Here is a 16,902-nt window from a genome sequence, read left to right on the forward strand (position 1 = left end):
CTATAGACATTCTACGGCATGGTACAAGAGGTGCTGTTTTTCATTTTGCAACCAATCTGTACTTTCTGTCGTGGTATCAGTGCGATGCTGAAATGCATAATGTGGAACATAAATATCCACCTCAAATATCAGCTGTATTGCTTGACCGTTAATAATTAGGTTTTGCTTTAAATGTGTTTCATCAATAAATTCAAAATGATCAAAATTAAGTGATTGATCTTGCTGAGAGAAAGTCGTTGTATAGTACTTATGCAGACCATCTACAGCGATGGATACTTCAAAGCTTTCAATCACTTTTTCATACATAGTAGGTGCAGATGATATGTTGACGCTGGCAACTGTTTGCTGATCTGCAGGTAAACGACTCAGTGCAAAGGCCACATGCTTATCACAAATAATTAAACCGCCATCCATCTGCAAGGGTTGATGACTTTCTACATCGAGGGCTGACTTCAAGCGCAGGCCTAAGAATAGCCCTTCATGCACTTGTTGACGCCAGTCTTCGACATAGGCATTGCTTGGAGAGAATTCTAAAATACAGTTGCCAATCGCATGTAGTTTTGCAGGTTCTGGCCATTGCACATGATTTTGATAATTCGAGTGTGCTTTAACATCCCAAGACAATAATTGCTTTTCAGCATTCCAAAGGGTATTTCCAATCCAGCCTTGACGTTCATTCACTGGCGTATTTTCACGGCTTTTTAAACGTAGATCGATGGTGAAACTACGTGACTGAAACCAATACACAATGGTTTTTTCATCCGTTAATCCATTCGAAAAACTAATGCTTTTACGGCGAAAAGCACCATACAAATAGTCTGGAATAGGGCCTGAAACCTCTTGGCTTGCTGGAAGCTGTGCTAAAGCCTGAAATAAATTCATGCGTTTGCTCCTTGTACTTCTGTATTTTCATCCATACCAAATGAGGACAAAGGCACAGCATTTCTTAGACTCAGCTCTCCTGAAGCGATACGTTTTTTAAGATAATTAAAGGTTTGCGCGGTTTGGTTAAATAAGTGTTCACCCCCAATTAAGGGCTGATATTTTGGCGCGTCAGTAGAATGTACAGGCTCAATAATTGTTTCGTAATTACAGGCACAGAACAGAGGGAAAGAGTAGCGTTCTTCAGAGACTTTTTTAACACGGTGTTTGGTGGCCAAATATTTGCCATTCGACAAAATTTCCATCATGTCGCCAATATTCATCACCAAGGTATTATCAATCAATGGAATATCCATCCATTCACCTTGTTTATTTAAAACCTGCAAACCCGGTGCAGTCGGCAAGAGCAGTGTAAAACACTCATAGTCTGTATGTGCGCCAATACCTTCAGCATCTTTCACTTCAGGGTTATACGGATAATGGATTAGACGCAGTTGGCTGGTCGGATGTGTAATTTTGCGCTCAAAAAAATGCTCATCTACATTCAAAGCTAAAGCAAAGGCCTGAAAAATCTGCTCACTAATACTGCGTAAATGGCAGTAATAATCACTGACAGTACTTTTAAATGTGGCATCATTTGGCCATAAAGTAGGGCCAAGCAAAGGAAATGCCGTAGTTTCGCCGTGGTAATCATAATTGACGTCATAGGCTTCTTTTAAGTCGTAGCTGTTGCCTGCAAATTGTTCTTCACCAATTGGCACATAGCCACTATGATTTTTCGACAGCCCAATATAGTGTTGCATTTTATTGGCGGTATCTTGTTGGAAATAGAGCTTTGCCACCTGAATCAGTGATGTCGCAAAATCAAAATTGAACTGATCACCTTTTAAATATAGAAAACCTACATCTTTACAGGCTTGATCCAATGCAGAGGCTACTTCTAAACGCTCTGACAATTCCGTGCTTTGCATTTTTGAAATATCAACAAGTGGCAAAACATAAGATTCATTCATCTTCAATTCCTATAAAGTTGGCCGTCCAACGCTGTAGTTACATCATTTAGGCCGTCCTAAAGATGAAGAGGGATTAATCCAGTTATTTTTGCGTACTGACTTGGGTCATACGTGGAATTTTCGGTAGGTTTTCCAACGCAGGGTCGAGCTCGTCTTCCTGTGCATGTACCAAGAAATCCACCCGTTCGCGCAGTTGTTTAAATTCAGGACTTAGCATGAGTTCAGGATTACGAGGACGGGGTAAATCGACCTCAATAATTTCTTTAATTTCACCAGGATTGGCTTTGAGCGCCACAATACGATCCGCCAATAAAATGGCTTCATCCATATCATGTGTGACAAAAATGATGGTGATATCAATGTTTTGCCATAGATCCATTAAATGCTTTTGCATTTTTTGACGGGTATGCGGGTCAAGTGCGCCAAAAGGCTCATCCATCAATAATATTTTTGGTTCATTGACCAATGCGCGGGCAATAGCAACGCGCTGTTTCATTCCGCCAGACAGCTGATGCGGGTACTGATCTTGGTATTTTTCTAGACCAATAATATCAATCCATTCGCGGGCGCTGGATTCGGCCGAAGCATTGCTGGCACCTTTCATTAAAGGGCCAAACATCACATTTTCTTTGACGGTTTTCCATGGAAAAAGCGTGTAGCCTTGAAACACCATGCCACGCTCAGGGCTTGGGCCTTCAATCGCTTGGCCATCGACCAGCAATTCACCGCTACTGTATGGGTTAAGACCAGCCACAATTCGGCTAAAGGTCGATTTACCGCAACCCGATGGGCCAATCACGCAGATAAATTCACGTTTATGAATCTTTAAATCCAATTGATTTAAAATAGTGCGTTCAGTTTTGCCGTGCTTAAAACTTTGTGTGAGTTTTTTTGCTTCTAAAATAATAGGGCGCGCATAAATTGCATCGAAATAAGTGGTGGCATTAAATTCTGTGCTGTTCATTATTTTGCTCCTGCTTTCCATTTAAATAGACGTTGTCCGAGTTTCATGAGCACCACATCGCACACCAAACCAATCACCCCAATGATGAGGATCGCGGCATAGACATTGTCAAAATTTTGGTAACGCGCTTGTTGAGTAATAAACCATGTGATCCCAGAGGTTGTGCCAATCAGTTCAGATACGATCAGATAAGTCCAAGCCCAGCCCAGCAATACACGTAAGTCGCGGTAAATGTCGGGAAGCGCCGCTGGAATCACCACATGAAATAAGCTTTTTAATTTATTGGTACCTAGCGTAAAACCTGCTTCAATCAGGCCTCGGTCAACCATCCGTGTGGTATTGGCAATAATCAGAATTTGCTGAAACAGCGTACCAATCACGATAATGGCGATTTTAGGTGAATCATTAATGCCTAAAATCGCAACGGCTAAGGCACCAAAAGCAGGAGCGGGCAAGTAGCGAAAAAACTCAACGAAGGGTTCGGTCAGTTGTGATATCTTTTGAGAAAAACCGCAAAGAATACCCAGCGGAATACCGATGAGAGAGGCAATAAAAAATGCGCTGAACACAATTTTAATACTGTGCCATAAGCTTTGATGAAACCATGGGGCATCAGGTTGGGCAGGTGGAGTTATAAAAGCCGTAACTAATGCTTTTGCTACTTCGTGCGGTGCAGGTAAATAGATTGGATTGACCAGTTTACCTTGAGGTGGTGCTAAACCTGCATTGACCGCAGATTGCGCTTCGGCATAAAACACCGCTTTGTCTACACGGCTATCGACCTGAAAATACGGCACACTGCCTGACTGCGTAATTTGCACCTGCGGATGCCATAAAAATGGCAAATAACTCACTGCACACCAAATGAGCACAGGAATTAAAAATGATCCTAAGCCAAGCAATAGCTTGCTTTTCGGACTGAGCTCTCTTGCGACATAACCCATACTGACCAAGCCCCAATATTACTTTTTTAATAAAACGTAATACTGTTAAGCAATTTGAATGCCAAACGCGTGTATGCCGTGTTTTATTGGACTTAAGCCAAGTTAGATAAGCTATAAACAGCAAAAAGCCTGCAAAAGAAGCAGGTAATATTAGTTTTTTTGATCAATACTGATGCCAAAATGAACTTTTATGGCGCAACCAATTGTAAAAAAAGTTTTTTCATTCCTTCACTCGCGCCTGCTTTAATCAATTGATACTGCTCAGGTACGCGTTGATAGTCTGCTTTCGGGTCGATATAAAATGCACGGCAGTTGGCAGGGATTTCGTGAATTAATCCAGCCACAGGATAGACTGCCAGACTTGTGCCAATCACAATAAAAATATCTGCTGTTTGTACACTTACACTGGCATCTTCATAGGCAGGAACTGCTTCGCCAAACCAGACCACATGTGGCCGTAAAGGATAACCCTCAGGGCATTTGTCGGTCTCTAAGTTTAAATCAGTACCTTCAATAGGGAAAAATTCCTGCGTGTATTGCGCCTGAGGGCCAGAGCTTTTTGCGTAACGAATATTGCCATGCAGATGCAGTACATTGTGACTGCCTGCACGTTCATGTAGATCATCAATATTTTGTGTGATGACTTGTACATCAAAAAAATCATCGAGTTCAGCAATCAATTTATGCGCTGCATTAGGATCTGCGGCTAAAATATGTTTACGGCGTTCATTATAAAAACGCTGTACTAAAGCTGGATCGCGTGCCCAAGCTTCAGGTGTGGCCACATCTTCAATGCGATGCTGCTCCCAAAGACCATCACTGTCACGGAAGGTATTGATGCCGCTTTCTGCGCTCATACCAGCACCTGAAAACACCACAATTTTTTGCATAGATTATAGCCTTATATTTTAATTGATGCGTCCATTAGGTACGGTTACATGTATTGAACGAATAATGCAGCGAATTTACTGTACTCAAAATATAGCGACTACTTCAACTCAGCTGATGCAATTCTTGTAACACCCAATCGACAAATTTTTGTATTTGCGGTGAACTGTCTTGACTCGAGTGGACCAAATAATACTTTCTGCTACCGTGCAGTTTTTTATTTGATGCAATCACCAATTCTTTTTTTCTCAGTTCTGCTTCGATCAGCATTTGTGGAATCAGTGCCATTCCCATGCCATGACTGGCTGCCACAGAAAGCATAGAAAATAGTTCATGCCTCTGCCCATCGAAAGGCTTGGGATGCTGAATTTGATGGGCTTGAAACCATTCTTGCCAAATACTTGGACGGGTTGTTTGCTGTAATAAGGGTAATCGAAGCAATTCTTCATCACTTAAATTAAAACTATGATCATCCGTCATTTCCGCAAGTGGAAAGTTGTTTTCAATCAATTTGGGGGAACAAACGGGAACCACTTCTTCATCCATTAAATAATGCGCTTGAATGCCAGGCCAATGCTCAATTTGCTGTTGCGTTCCTGCAAAAATAGCTGCGTCAAAGACATTTTCATTAAACAAAAAAGGTTTGGTACTGGTTTCCAAATGCACGGTAATTTCAGGATGCTGTGCATTTAATTTATGTAATTTTGGCAACAGCCAACGTGTGGCAAAGGTTGGCACAACGCCCAGCTTTAAAGTACCGCCTAAGCCTTTGTGCGTCATGATATCTGAGGTGCTTTTTTCGATGCCTTGCAAAAAGGGTTTAATACTTTTTGCATATTGCTTGCCTGCTTCTGTGAGATCGACACCGTGACGTGTTCGGCTAAATAGCATGACACCTAAGTACTCTTCAAGCTGCTGAATTTGGCGTGACACGGCACTTTGCGTAATAAATAACTCTTGAGAAGCATGCGTATAACTTGCGTGTTTTGCAGCAGATTCAAAGCAAATTAAGCTTTGCAAAGACGGAATATTGCGCCGCATAGATAAAGTCCTTTTTATCGATAGGTATCACAAAATGGCATATAAGAATGATTTTCATATACCACTATAGTCTATAAATAAAGCAATCCGCAGTTCAAATCAGTGGCTAAAGTGCTTAACACGCTGTGAACAAAGCTCAGGTATGCGAAAGGCGCATATCTACATGCAAATTAATCGTTTGAATGAATCACTTTTCACACATAGCATCGAATAAAACAAAGAAAGCCCGAAAAAGCAGAGGATGCGATGAATCAAATGGTCAATGTAAAAAAACCAAAAGTACAATTTAACTGGCAAGATCCGTTTCTTTTGGAACAGCAATTAACTGAAGAAGAACGCATGATTCGCGATACTGCGCATGCATACTGTCAAGAGCGTTTACAGCCACGTGTACTCGAACAATTCCGCCATGAAAAAACCGATGCATCTATTTTCCGAGAAATGGGCGAACTTGGCTTACTTGGCCCAACGATTCCAGAGCAATACGGCGGCGCAGGTCTAAACTATGTTAGTTATGGTCTCGTTGCACGTGAAATTGAATATGTTGATTCTGGCTACCGTTCAATGGCCAGCGTTCAAAGTTCTTTGGTGATGGTGCCCATTAATGAATTTGGCTCTGAAGCGCAAAAACAGAAATACCTACCAAAGCTGGCAACAGGCGAATACATTGGCTGTTTTGGTTTAACTGAACCAGATCATGGCTCTGACCCAGGTAGCATGATTACTCGTGCAAAAAAAGTCGAAGGTGGCTATCGTCTCACGGGTGCAAAAATGTGGATTACCAACAGCCCAATTGCCGACGTGTTTGTTGTTTGGGCGAAAGAAGTATCGCCTGAAGGTAATGTTGGTGACATTCGTGGTTTTATTTTAGAAAAAGGCTGGGAAGGTCTATCTGCTCCTGCAATTCACGGTAAAGTTGGCTTACGTGCATCGATTACCGGTGAAATTGTGATGGACAATGTCTTTGTCCCTGAAGAGAATGCTTTTCCAGAAGTACGTGGTTTAAAAGGTCCATTTACCTGTCTAAATAGTGCTCGTTATGGTATCGCTTGGGGCGCAATGGGCGCCGCAGAATTCTGCTGGCATACAGCGCACCAATATACTATGGACCGTAAACAGTTTGGCCGACCATTGGCAGCGAATCAGCTGATTCAAAAGAAACTTGCAGATATGCAAACTGAGATTGCCTTGGGTTTACAAGCTGCGCTTCGATTTGGACGTATGAAAGATGAAGGCATTGCTGCTGTAGAAGGCACATCACTCATTAAACGTAACAACTGTGGCAAGGCTTTAGATATTGCCCGTGTTGCGCGTGACATGATGGGTGGTAACGGCATTTCTGATGAGTTTGGTGTTGCCCGCCATCTGGTCAATCTCGAAGTCGTCAACACGTATGAAGGAACGCATGATGTACATGCACTGATCTTAGGTCGTGCGCAAACAGGCATCGCGGCTTTTGGTAACTAATTGAATTATATATCGATAAGGTGCTCTACATAGAGTGCCTTAGAGACTTTTTATGCAAAAATAAACTTAATCAATAAAGGATTCATCGTGAAACACTCTTGTAACTCTGTGCAATAGCCTGAGCAGTGATGAAATAAAAAGAATAAAAAAGGCAAATGTGCAGACATAGGAATGCCGATGACTCATTTGGGAAAATGAGGAACAAGGAAATGAATAACGAAATGCGAAACGGAGCAGGAACGCTCAAATTGCCTTCTAACGTGGGCACGATGCATCGTATTACAAGCAACACTTGGAAAATGGCTTTTATTTTTGCCTTTATTTCTTTGGTGATTGATGGTGTAGACATCATGTTGCTGTCATTCAGCCTGACCAGTTTAAAGGCTGAATTTGGTTTAAGTACATTTCAAGCCGGAATGCTCGGTAGTTCTTCTTTAGCAGGGATGGCGCTGGGTGGTATTTCGGGTGGATGGGCGTGCGATAAATTCGGTCGTGTGAAAACTATTGCTTGGTCGGTCGTATTTTTCTCAATCATGACCTGTATTTTAGGCTTTACCCAAAGCTATGAACAATTTTTAATTTTACGTTTTATTGGCGCATTTGGTCTGGGCTCACTTTATATGGCGTGTAATACGCTGATGGCAGAATATGTACCAACCAAATACCGCACAACAGTAATTGGGACTTTGCAAACGGGTCAAACTGTGGGGTATATCGTTGCAACGCTGATGGCGGGTGCCATTATTCCAGATCACGGCTGGCGCATGCTATTTTATGTCACCATTATTCCTGCTGCTTTTGCCCTGATCTTTATGCGTTTTGTTCCTGAACCAAAATCTTGGCAGGAAGCAAAAATTGAGCAGCTAAAACGCCGTGAATTAAAACTTGAACCTGTACAGCAACATGCTGCAGTCAATCAAAATGCACCTTCTGAAAGTATTTATAAACGTATTTTTGGGCATACCAATCATCGTAAAATGTTCTTCTTTTGGATGTCGACCGCTGCATTTCTACAATTCGGTTACTACGGTGTCAACAACTGGATGCCAACGTATCTAGAAACCGAACTCAGCATGAACTTTAAAGCCATGACAGGCTATATGGTAGGCGCATATACCGCCATGATTCTGGGTAAAATTTTAGCAGGCTATGCCGCTGACAAGTTCGGACGTCGTATTACCTTTGTGTTTGGTACGGTAGCTACGGCAGCATTCTTACCGATCATCATTTTCTATAACACACCAACCAACATCGCCTATTTACTCGTAACTTTCGGTTTCCTATACGGTATTCCATACGGTGTAAATGCAACTTATATGGCAGAAAGCTTCTCGACGGATGTACGCGGTACGGCTATTGGCGGTGCTTACAATATGGGACGTTTAGGCGCAGCCATAGCACCAGCAACCATTGGTATGATTGCCGCTGGCGGATCATTCACCATGGCCTTTATTGTAATGGGTGCTGCGTACTTTATTGCAGGTGTTATTCCGGGCTTGTTCATTCGTGAACGTCAATATGATCCCCAGCAAGCATCACTTTCTTCAGATGCGGAAAAAGAAAAACTGGCAAGTGTAGATACACATGTTGCTGATGCAGAGCAAAAAGTGTCTGCAAAAACTGCGACAGTAAAATAAATAAAAAATCTGTGCCATAGCTCAATACTATGGCACATCTGGAGTGAACTATGGGTGCATTAAAAGGAATTCGTGTATTGGACTTAAGCCGTGTTTTGGCAGGTCCTTGGTGCGGTCAAATTTTGGCTGATTTAGGTGCAGAGGTAATCAAAATTGAGCGTCCAAAAGTGGGTGATGATACCCGTACGTGGGGACCACCTTGGATGCCAAATCAGCAAGGTCAAGCGACGAAAGAATCAGGCTATTACCAATGTGCGAACCGCAATAAATATTCTGTAGCCATTGATATCGCCAGTGAAGAAGGGCAAGCCCTAGTCCGTGAAATTGCTAAAACGGCAGATGTCGTGATTGAAAACTACAAAGCAGGCTCACTTGCCAAATATGGTTTGGATTATGCATCGCTCAGTGCGCTAAATCCAAATATCGTATATTGCTCAATTACAGGTTTTGGTCAGGATGGTCCACGTGCGGAAGAACCAGGCTATGACTTTATCATTCAAGGTATGTCCGGTTTGATGAGTATTACTGGTGAATCTGATGATGTAATCGGTGGTGGCGCACAAAAGGTAGGGGTCGCTGTGGTCGATATTCAGACCGGACTGTACTCAACGATTGCCATTCAGGCGGCATTGTTGGCGCGGCAGCATACAGGACGCGGTCAATATATCGATATGTCATTACTCGATGTACAGGTGGCGGCGCTAGCCAATCAAGGTATGAACTATTTGACCTCGGGTAAAGCACCTAAACGTATGGGAAATAATCACCCGAATATCGTACCCTATCAAACCTTTAAAGCTAAAGATAAAGAATTTATTATTGCCTGTGGTAATGACAAACAATTTAAAGATTTGTGTATTGCGATTGGCTATAAAGAACTGCTAGATCAGCCGAACTATTTACGTAATCAAGATCGGGTGAAGCACCGTGAAGAATTGATTCCATTATTGAGTGCCTATTTTCTGACACAAGATGCTCAAGTTTGGGTTGATGCGATTCATGCGGTAAAAGTGCCAGTGGGTGTAATCAACTCTGTAGAAGACGCATTAAATGAACCGCAAATTCAACATCGTCAAATGGTGGTGAATATTCCACATGCTTTAAATCATGATTTTAAAGTGATTGGATCACCGATGAAATTATCTGATACGCCTGTAGAATACCGTCATGCACCGCCGCAGTTAGGGCAGCACACAATCGAAATTTTGTCCCAATTTAAAACTGAAGCTGAATTAAATGAATTGGCTGCACAAGGTATCATTGATCAACTCAATCATCCTGCAGCTTAAAATTCCCAGAGATTATTCTTCAAACTATTCTTCAATATCTGGTCTTAAACACCTATGAGGAATGAGTGAAGTTAAAATTTTAGACCGAAGGACTCCAATACTTCGGTCTTTTTTCAATTTGGATATTCATCTATGGAATATTTTTAATATTAACCTTCTTGATAAAGTATAATTTTTAACCAAGGCTTGGGCCTGCAATACGGTCTTTATTTTTTTGTATGAAAGAGATGTCCATACTTTTGCGCCTTGATATTTTTTCTTTAAGCTATAACTTTAAAATTCTGGAATCCACAAACCAATTTCCGCAAAGCTGCAGGCAATAAGCATTTATATGCCTATTTTTCAAGTCTACTAATTGCACAGAAAGATCTCGATACCACCTCCATTGGCGAGAGTATAAGTCTTTATATCCTTAATACGCTGAGTTGTAACATCTGCATTAGAAATCGTAGAACTAAAGCCAATGATTAAACTAGAAAGCAATATTGATACGTTTTTTATATAGATGAATCATTCTTCTAATTGTCCATTTATTTTAAGAACGGACATTAAATCAAAGCCTTCAAACGAAACAAAGCCCTGCACAATGGCAAGGCTCTATTTTAATAACATTACATTGAATTTGTTCAGCTGCTTATTATTGCTGTATAAAATTCTGCAAAGCCTGATTAAATGCATCTGGCTGTTCGATGTTTGAAATATGCGATGCATTAATTTCAAATAATTGGCTATTTGCAATGCGTTCTTGCATGAATTGACCATCTGCAACTGTAGTTACAGGGTCTTGTTGACCTGCAATAATCAATACTGGGATGTGAATAGACGAGATTTCATTGCGTAAATCCGCTTTAGCCAAAGCTTCACAACAACTTGCATAACCTTCTGGGCTGCCAGCTCCGAGGTCGTTACTCAAAGATTGTACAGTTGCCGTGTTACTTTGGATAAAGGGTTCTGTAAACCATCGTGATGCTGCCGTTTCTGCAATTGGTTTCAGACCTTGTTGACGGACTAACTGCGCACGTTCATTCCAAGCTGATTCTTGCCCAATTTTTGCAGCGGTATTGCATATAATGACATGGTTAAAGCGTTTAGGATGATGTATTGCAAGCCATTGGCCTGTTAAACCACCCATCGATATTCCACAAAATGCGGCTTGTTGAATACTTAAATGATCCAATAAATGGATGACATCTGTACCAAATTGATCAAGGCTATATGGCCCTTGGGGGGAAGAAGATGCACCATGGCCACGTGTATCATAACAAATGACAAAATAATCCTGCTGCAGCGCCTCTATCTGAGGCTGCCACATGCTGAACTTTGTGCCTAAAGAGTTAGAAAAGACAATCGCAGGTTGTGTGTGGTCACCAAAAGTTGCGTAATTAATCGTTGCATCATTGGATATAAATGTAGGCATGTTTTGAATCCTTAATTTTATAAATCCCCTAAATCCCCCTATGATAAGGGGACTATTATTGAGGATTAAACACGTTCAATAATCAAAGCGATGCCTTGACCGACACCAATGCACATCGAACAGAGGGCATATTGACCTGAAATTGCCTCAAGCTGATTTAATGCCGTCGTGACTAAACGTGCTCCAGAAGCACCTAAAGGATGCCCCAAAGCAATAGCGCCACCGTTTGGATTGACATGTTTAGCACCATCTTCTAAACCTAATTCACGGGTTACCGCCAAGGCTTGAGCCGCAAAAGCTTCATTCAGCTCGATTACATCCATTTGCTCAAGGCTTAGACCTGTTTGAGCTAACAATTTTTTAATGGCAGGAGCAGGACCAAAGCCCATGATTTTGGGCTCAACACCCACCACCGTCGCCGCAATAATTTTGGCACGTGGCTTTAACTTAAATTTGTTGACTGCATCATCTGAAGCAATCAGCAGTGCAGCTGCACCATCATTGATCCCTGAAGCATTGCCCGCAGTTACCGTCCCATCTGCTTTCACTACAGGTTTGAGTTTTGCTAAGCCTTCAGCTGTCGTCGATGCGCGTGGATGTTCATCTGTATCGACTATCAGTGGGTCGCCTTTACGCTGTGGAATGATTACAGGGATGATTTCTTTCTCAAAAAAACCATTGGCCTGTGCAGCGGCTGTACGGCGCTGACTTTCTAAGGCAAAAGCATCTTGATCAGTACGGTTAATGTTGAATTGTTCTGCCACATTTTCAGCGGTTTGAGGCATGGTTTCCACGCCATACATTTGTTTGAGTATTGGATTGATAAAACGCCAGCCCATGGTGGTGTCTTCAATCTTTTGGCTGCGTCCATAAGCACTTTCCGATTTACCCATAACAAAGGGCGCACGGGACATACTTTCAACACCGCCAGCAATAATTAAGTCTGCTTCATTTGCTTTAATTGCACGGGCTGCCATCGCAATTGCATCAAGTGATGAACCACAAAGTCGGTTCACAGTTGTAGCAGGAACTTGAAAAGGTACACCTGCGAGTAGCGACGACATTCGTGCAACATTACGGTTATCTTCACCGGCTTGGTTCGCACAGCCGTAAATCACGTCATCAACAGACTCCCAAGCAATACTTGGATTTCGCTGCATCAGTGCCTTGATAGGTAAGGCACCTAGGTCATCGGTACGTACTGCTGCTAAACCGCCCGCATAGCGACCGAAAGGGGTGCGGATTGCATCAATAATATAGGCATTTTTCATTTTATAAATCCTAAAAACTCAGCTCCTCCCTTTTTAAAGGGAGGTTGGGAGGGATTTACAGGAAGTTAATTTTTTAATATTAATCCTCCCTAAATCCCTCCTTTAATCAAGGAGGGACTCTTTGCTTTAAGCTGTCGTATCTATCAGCTTTGCACCGGTCATTGACTGTAATTCGTCAAAGCTCAGACCCTCAACTTTTTCAATCACTTTCATGCCTTCAACTGTTACATCAATCACGCACAAATCTGTGTAAATACGATCGACACATTGCAGGCCTGTCGCAGGGTATGACAATTCGGCGACAATTTTCGGTTCACCTTTTTTGGTCACATGGTCTGTAGTAATAAAGACTTTTTTCGCCCCAACAGCCAAATCCATTGCACCACCTACAGCAGGAATTGCATCTGGCGCACCAGTATGCCAATTTGCTAAGTCACCATTTTGGGCAACCTGAAAAGCGCCTAATACTGCAATATCTAAATGACCGCCACGCATCATGGCAAAAGAGTCACCGTGATGAAAAAAGCAGCCACCCGTTTGCATAGTGACAAACTCTTTTCCTGCATTAATTAATTCAGGGTCTTCTTCGCCTTTAGCCGGAGGAGGACCAAAAGCCAAAAGTCCATTTTCTGAATGTAGAAATACATCTTTGTCTGTTGGTAAATAATTTGAAATTTTAGTGGGTAAGCCAATGCCTAAATTGACATAAGCACCATCTGGAATATCCTGTGCAACACGTTCTGCAATTTGATCACGGGTTAATTTGGTATAGCTCATGGTTCTTTCCTCACGTGATTTATGCAGATTGCTCAAGCTGTGCAGATTGAACAGCCACGACATGTTGTACAAAAATACCAGGGGTAATAATGTGCTCTGGGTCTAATGCACCAAGTTCAACCACTTCTGAGACTTGAGCAATCGTCACATCTGCCGCCATGGCCATAATGGGGCCAAAGTTACGCGCTGATTTGTTGTAAACCAAGTTGCCCCAGCGGTCGCCCTGATGTGCTTTGATTAAAGCAAAATCGGCCTTAATTGGATTTTCGAGAACAAAATCTTTGCCTTCATAATTGAGTGTAGGTTTGCCTTCTGCCAACAACGTACCAAAACCTGTTGGTGTATAAATTGGACCCAAACCCATGCCTGCCGCCTGAATACGGCAAGCCAAATTACCTTGTGGTACAAGCTCAAGTTCTATTTTTCCTGCACGGTATAGCTTATCGAATACCCAAGAGTCCGATTGGCGAGGGAAAGAACAAATCATCTTACGGACAGCACCAGCTTTGAGTAATTTAGCAAGTCCATAGTCACCATTACCTGCATTGTTGTTGACGATGATGAGATCTTTGATGCCAAGTTCTATCAATCCATCAATCAGTTCAGCAGGCTGACCAGCCGTACCGAAGCCGCCGATCATAATGGTTGATCCATCCTTAATTTGAGAAAGTGCTTCTGTTAAGGAAGCGGTACTTTTATCAATCATGCTACGATCCTTCATCAAGAACGATAAAACTATTTACCTGACTAACCACTTCAGTCATGTAAGGCAGATAATCTTTTATTTCAAATATTTACAAACTTAAAAATGCAGATCAATGGACTTCAATCATGTGCTACACAATTGGAATCCAATCGCATCAGCTATCATCACTACGAACAGAAGAGGGATGACGATTTAAAGCCATAACTTCAATATTCATATACGGGTAAAGGGGTAATCCTTGTAAAATGTTGTGTAACTCTTCATTGCTTTCAACATCAAAAATACTGATATTTGAATATTGACCAGTAATGCGCCAGATATGGCGCCATTTACCTTGACGTTGTAGATCTTGTGAATATGCCTTTTCTACAGCTTTAATTTCATTGGCTTTTTCGACTGGCATATCTAATGGAATATTGACATCCATGCGTACTTGGAAAAGCATTTCTCACTCCTAGCTAAATGTTATTTGCGACGTAAGTCATCAATTTTGTTTTCATCAATTTCAATCCCTAAACCCGCTGTGGTCGGAATCTTGAGTTCGAAATCTTGATATTGAAGTGGGGTTTTTAAAATTTCTTCAGTTAGCAGCAATGGACCAAAAAGCTCTGTGCCATAAGCTAAATTGTCAAATGTAGAAAATGCATGTGCCGATGCAATAGTGCCCACAGGGCCTTCAAGCATGGTTCCACCATATAAATCGATACCCGCAAGTTTGGCGATTTTAGAAACCTCACAGCCTTCGATTAAACCGCCAGACTGTGCAACTTTGACTGCAAAAACAGATGCAGAATTGTGCCGCGCAAGTTGATATGCCGTTTGCGGGCCCATCAGTGATTCATCTGCCATAATGGCTATATCAAAACGACGAGTTAAACGGCGCATCGCGTCAATGTTATCGATCGCGCAAGGCTGCTCAATCAGATCAACACCACCATCTTGTAACAATTGAATGCCTTTAATGGCATCTAATTCAGACCATGCACGGTTGACATCTACACGTATAGAAATGTCTGAACCTAATGCTTTTTTAATGGCTAAAACATGCTCAACATCAGCTTCAACGGGGCGTGAACCGATTTTAAGTTTGAAAATATTGTGTCGTTTTGCCGCAATCATCTTTTGTGCTTCGGCAATGTCTTTTTCCGTATTGCCAGATGCAAGTACCCAAAGAACAGGTAAGCTGTCACGTAAACGACCGCCCAATAATTCACTCAAAGGCAGATTTAAACGCTGCGCCAAAATATCGAGTAGCGCCGTTTGAATGGCACATTTAGCAAAGCGATTGCCGTTAATATTACGTTTAATGGCTTGCATGGTTTGAGCAACATTCAAACCAGTGAGGGTTTTCAGTAAAGGACTAAAATAAGTTTCAATATTGATTCGAATGCTTTCAGGGCTTTCTTCACCGTAGCCTAGACCACCAATCGTCGTCGCTTCACCCCAACCGATATAACCATCTTCGGTGGTGATTTTAATCAAAACAAGGGTTTGCGTTTGCATGGTTGCAACAGCCATCTTGTGCGGACGGATTGTTGGGATTTCCACGAGCAGGGTTTCAATCGACTTATACATCTTGCGTATTTCTTATCTATCCAACTATTTATATACCCTAATTTAATGTAATATCTTTAACTAGAGCGATTTTGGTATTTTTAGATACTTAAAAGGTATATAAATGGAATTAAGGCACTTACGTTACTTTGTCACCGTGGTTGAAGAGCAAAGTATTACCAAGGCAGCAGAAAAATTATGTATTGCTCAGCCGCCTTTGAGCCGCCAAATTCAAAAACTTGAAGAAGAACTGGGGATTACCTTGTTTGAGCGTGGTTCTAGACCCGTGAAAACAACTGAAGCAGGTATGTTCTTTTATGAGCATGCTGTGCAGATATTGACGCATACCGCCCAGGCCACAACCATGGCACAGCGGATTAATGCCGTCGATAAAACTGTCCGTATTGGTTATGTCAGTTCGCTTTTATACGCATTATTGCCGCAAATTATTTATTTATTTCGACAACGTAACCCAGATATTCATGTTGAACTCATAGAATGTGGCACACGTGATCAGATTGAAGCCTTAAAAACCGGTCGAATCGATATTGGTTTTGGACGACTTCGATTAACCGATCCGTCCATTAAACGTGTTTTATTAAGAAAAGAAGCGCTACGTTTAGCTATTCATAAAAACCATCATTTGGCTGAATTTAAAGACAAAGGCATTTATCTTTCTCAAATTTTAGATGAACCAATTTTTGCCTACCCTACGACACCTAAACCGAATTTTTCCACCCTCATCCAATCCATTTTTACCGAGTTAGGACTTGTACCTAAACATTTAACCGAAGTGCGTGAAATCCATATGGCTTTGGGCTTAGTAGCGTCGGGAGAGGGCATTTCCCTGATTCCTGAAAGTGCTAGTGATATCGGCATGAAAAATTTGATGTACATCCCAATCTTAGATTTGGAAGCCTATAGTCCAATCTCTTTGTCGGTGCGCAATATGGATCATAGTAATTACATTCCAAAGATACTGGATTGCATTCGTGAAGTCTTTGTTGAAGAAAATATCGATCTGCGCGCCATCGATGCAGATGCATAACTAA

At 41.8% G+C, this 16,902-nt stretch carries 16 protein-coding genes; 4 read left to right on the forward strand and 12 right to left on the reverse strand.

Annotation, left to right across the window (positions count from 1 at the left end):
* The 6 genes from G0029_RS07795 to G0029_RS07820 form a co-directional block, all read right to left on the reverse strand.
* The gene (locus G0029_RS07795) at nt 1–882 is read right to left on the reverse strand and encodes a hypothetical protein (RefSeq protein WP_180107065.1); all 882 of its coding nucleotides are present in this window, start codon (nt 880–882) and stop codon (nt 1–3) included.
* Nucleotides 879–1,895 (reverse strand): isopenicillin N synthase family dioxygenase, encoded by a 1,017-nt coding sequence (locus G0029_RS07800; protein WP_180107064.1) that lies wholly within the window; start codon nt 1,893–1,895, stop codon nt 879–881. Before G0029_RS07800 ends, G0029_RS07795 begins: the two co-directional genes overlap by 4 nt.
* A gap of 82 nt (nt 1,896–1,977) precedes the next feature.
* On the reverse strand, nt 1,978–2,859 hold the full coding sequence (locus G0029_RS07805; RefSeq protein WP_180109882.1) for an ABC transporter ATP-binding protein: 882 nt from the start codon (nt 2,857–2,859) through the stop codon (nt 1,978–1,980).
* The gene (locus tag G0029_RS07810; RefSeq protein WP_180107062.1) at nt 2,859–3,803 is read right to left on the reverse strand and encodes an ABC transporter permease; all 945 of its coding nucleotides are present in this window, start codon (nt 3,801–3,803) and stop codon (nt 2,859–2,861) included. The genes G0029_RS07805 and G0029_RS07810 overlap by 1 nt, the downstream gene beginning before the upstream one ends.
* A 188-nt stretch (nt 3,804–3,991) precedes the next feature.
* Entirely contained in the window at nt 3,992–4,693 is a 702-nt protein-coding gene (locus G0029_RS07815; RefSeq protein WP_111884690.1) for an SIR2 family NAD-dependent protein deacylase, read from the reverse strand.
* A 103-nt stretch (nt 4,694–4,796) separates the two neighbouring features.
* Nucleotides 4,797–5,732: a LysR substrate-binding domain-containing protein gene (locus G0029_RS07820; protein ID WP_180107060.1), complete on the reverse strand. Its 936-nt coding sequence runs from the start codon at nt 5,730–5,732 to the stop codon at nt 4,797–4,799.
* Between the two features lie 246 nt (nt 5,733–5,978).
* On the opposite strand from G0029_RS07820, the gene G0029_RS07825 reads away from it, so the two are divergent.
* The 3 genes from G0029_RS07825 to G0029_RS07835 all read left to right on the forward strand — a co-directional run bounded on the left by G0029_RS07825 (nt 5,979) and on the right by G0029_RS07835 (nt 10,125).
* Entirely contained in the window at nt 5,979–7,199 is a 1,221-nt protein-coding gene (locus G0029_RS07825; protein WP_180023660.1) for an acyl-CoA dehydrogenase, read from the forward strand.
* A gap of 209 nt (nt 7,200–7,408) precedes the next feature.
* Nucleotides 7,409–8,836 carry an MFS transporter gene (locus G0029_RS07830; protein ID WP_180109883.1) on the forward strand — a complete coding sequence of 476 codons (1,428 nt, stop codon included), beginning with the start codon at nt 7,409–7,411 and terminating at the stop codon, nt 8,834–8,836.
* A gap of 50 nt (nt 8,837–8,886) precedes the next feature.
* The gene (locus tag G0029_RS07835) at nt 8,887–10,125 is read left to right on the forward strand and encodes a CaiB/BaiF CoA transferase family protein (protein ID WP_180107053.1); all 1,239 of its coding nucleotides are present in this window, start codon (nt 8,887–8,889) and stop codon (nt 10,123–10,125) included.
* A 637-nt stretch (nt 10,126–10,762) separates the two neighbouring features.
* Here G0029_RS07835 and pcaD read toward each other — a convergent pair.
* From pcaD to G0029_RS07865, 6 genes are all read right to left on the reverse strand, one after another.
* A complete protein-coding gene (gene pcaD / locus G0029_RS07840) occupies nt 10,763–11,542 on the reverse strand; it encodes a 3-oxoadipate enol-lactonase (protein WP_180107051.1) in 780 nt (259 codons plus the stop codon).
* Nucleotides 11,543–11,607: 65 nt separating this feature from the next.
* Nucleotides 11,608–12,813: a 3-oxoadipyl-CoA thiolase gene (gene pcaF, locus G0029_RS07845; RefSeq protein WP_180107048.1), complete on the reverse strand. Its 1,206-nt coding sequence runs from the start codon at nt 12,811–12,813 to the stop codon at nt 11,608–11,610.
* A 126-nt stretch (nt 12,814–12,939) separates the two neighbouring features.
* Complete coding sequence (locus G0029_RS07850; RefSeq protein ID WP_078193766.1) at nt 12,940–13,590, reverse strand: 3-oxoacid CoA-transferase subunit B; 651 nt, start codon at nt 13,588–13,590, stop codon at nt 12,940–12,942.
* 19 nt (nt 13,591–13,609) lie between these two features.
* A complete protein-coding gene (locus G0029_RS07855) occupies nt 13,610–14,296 on the reverse strand; it encodes a 3-oxoacid CoA-transferase subunit A (protein WP_180023664.1) in 687 nt (228 codons plus the stop codon).
* A gap of 154 nt (nt 14,297–14,450) precedes the next feature.
* Nucleotides 14,451–14,741: a muconolactone Delta-isomerase gene (catC, locus tag G0029_RS07860; protein WP_078190886.1), complete on the reverse strand. Its 291-nt coding sequence runs from the start codon at nt 14,739–14,741 to the stop codon at nt 14,451–14,453.
* Nucleotides 14,742–14,761: 20 nt separating this feature from the next.
* Nucleotides 14,762–15,871: a muconate/chloromuconate family cycloisomerase gene (locus G0029_RS07865; protein ID WP_180107046.1), complete on the reverse strand. Its 1,110-nt coding sequence runs from the start codon at nt 15,869–15,871 to the stop codon at nt 14,762–14,764.
* Nucleotides 15,872–15,974: 103 nt separating this feature from the next.
* On the opposite strand from G0029_RS07865, the gene catM reads away from it, so the two are divergent.
* Nucleotides 15,975–16,898 carry a cis,cis-muconate-binding transcription regulator CatM gene (catM, locus tag G0029_RS07870; protein ID WP_180023667.1) on the forward strand — a complete coding sequence of 308 codons (924 nt, stop codon included), beginning with the start codon at nt 15,975–15,977 and terminating at the stop codon, nt 16,896–16,898.
* Nucleotides 16,899–16,902: the final 4 nt, after the last annotated feature.

The organism is Acinetobacter sp. YH12138, assembly GCF_015218525.1.
Lineage (GTDB): Bacteria > Pseudomonadota > Gammaproteobacteria > Pseudomonadales > Moraxellaceae > Acinetobacter > Acinetobacter amyesii.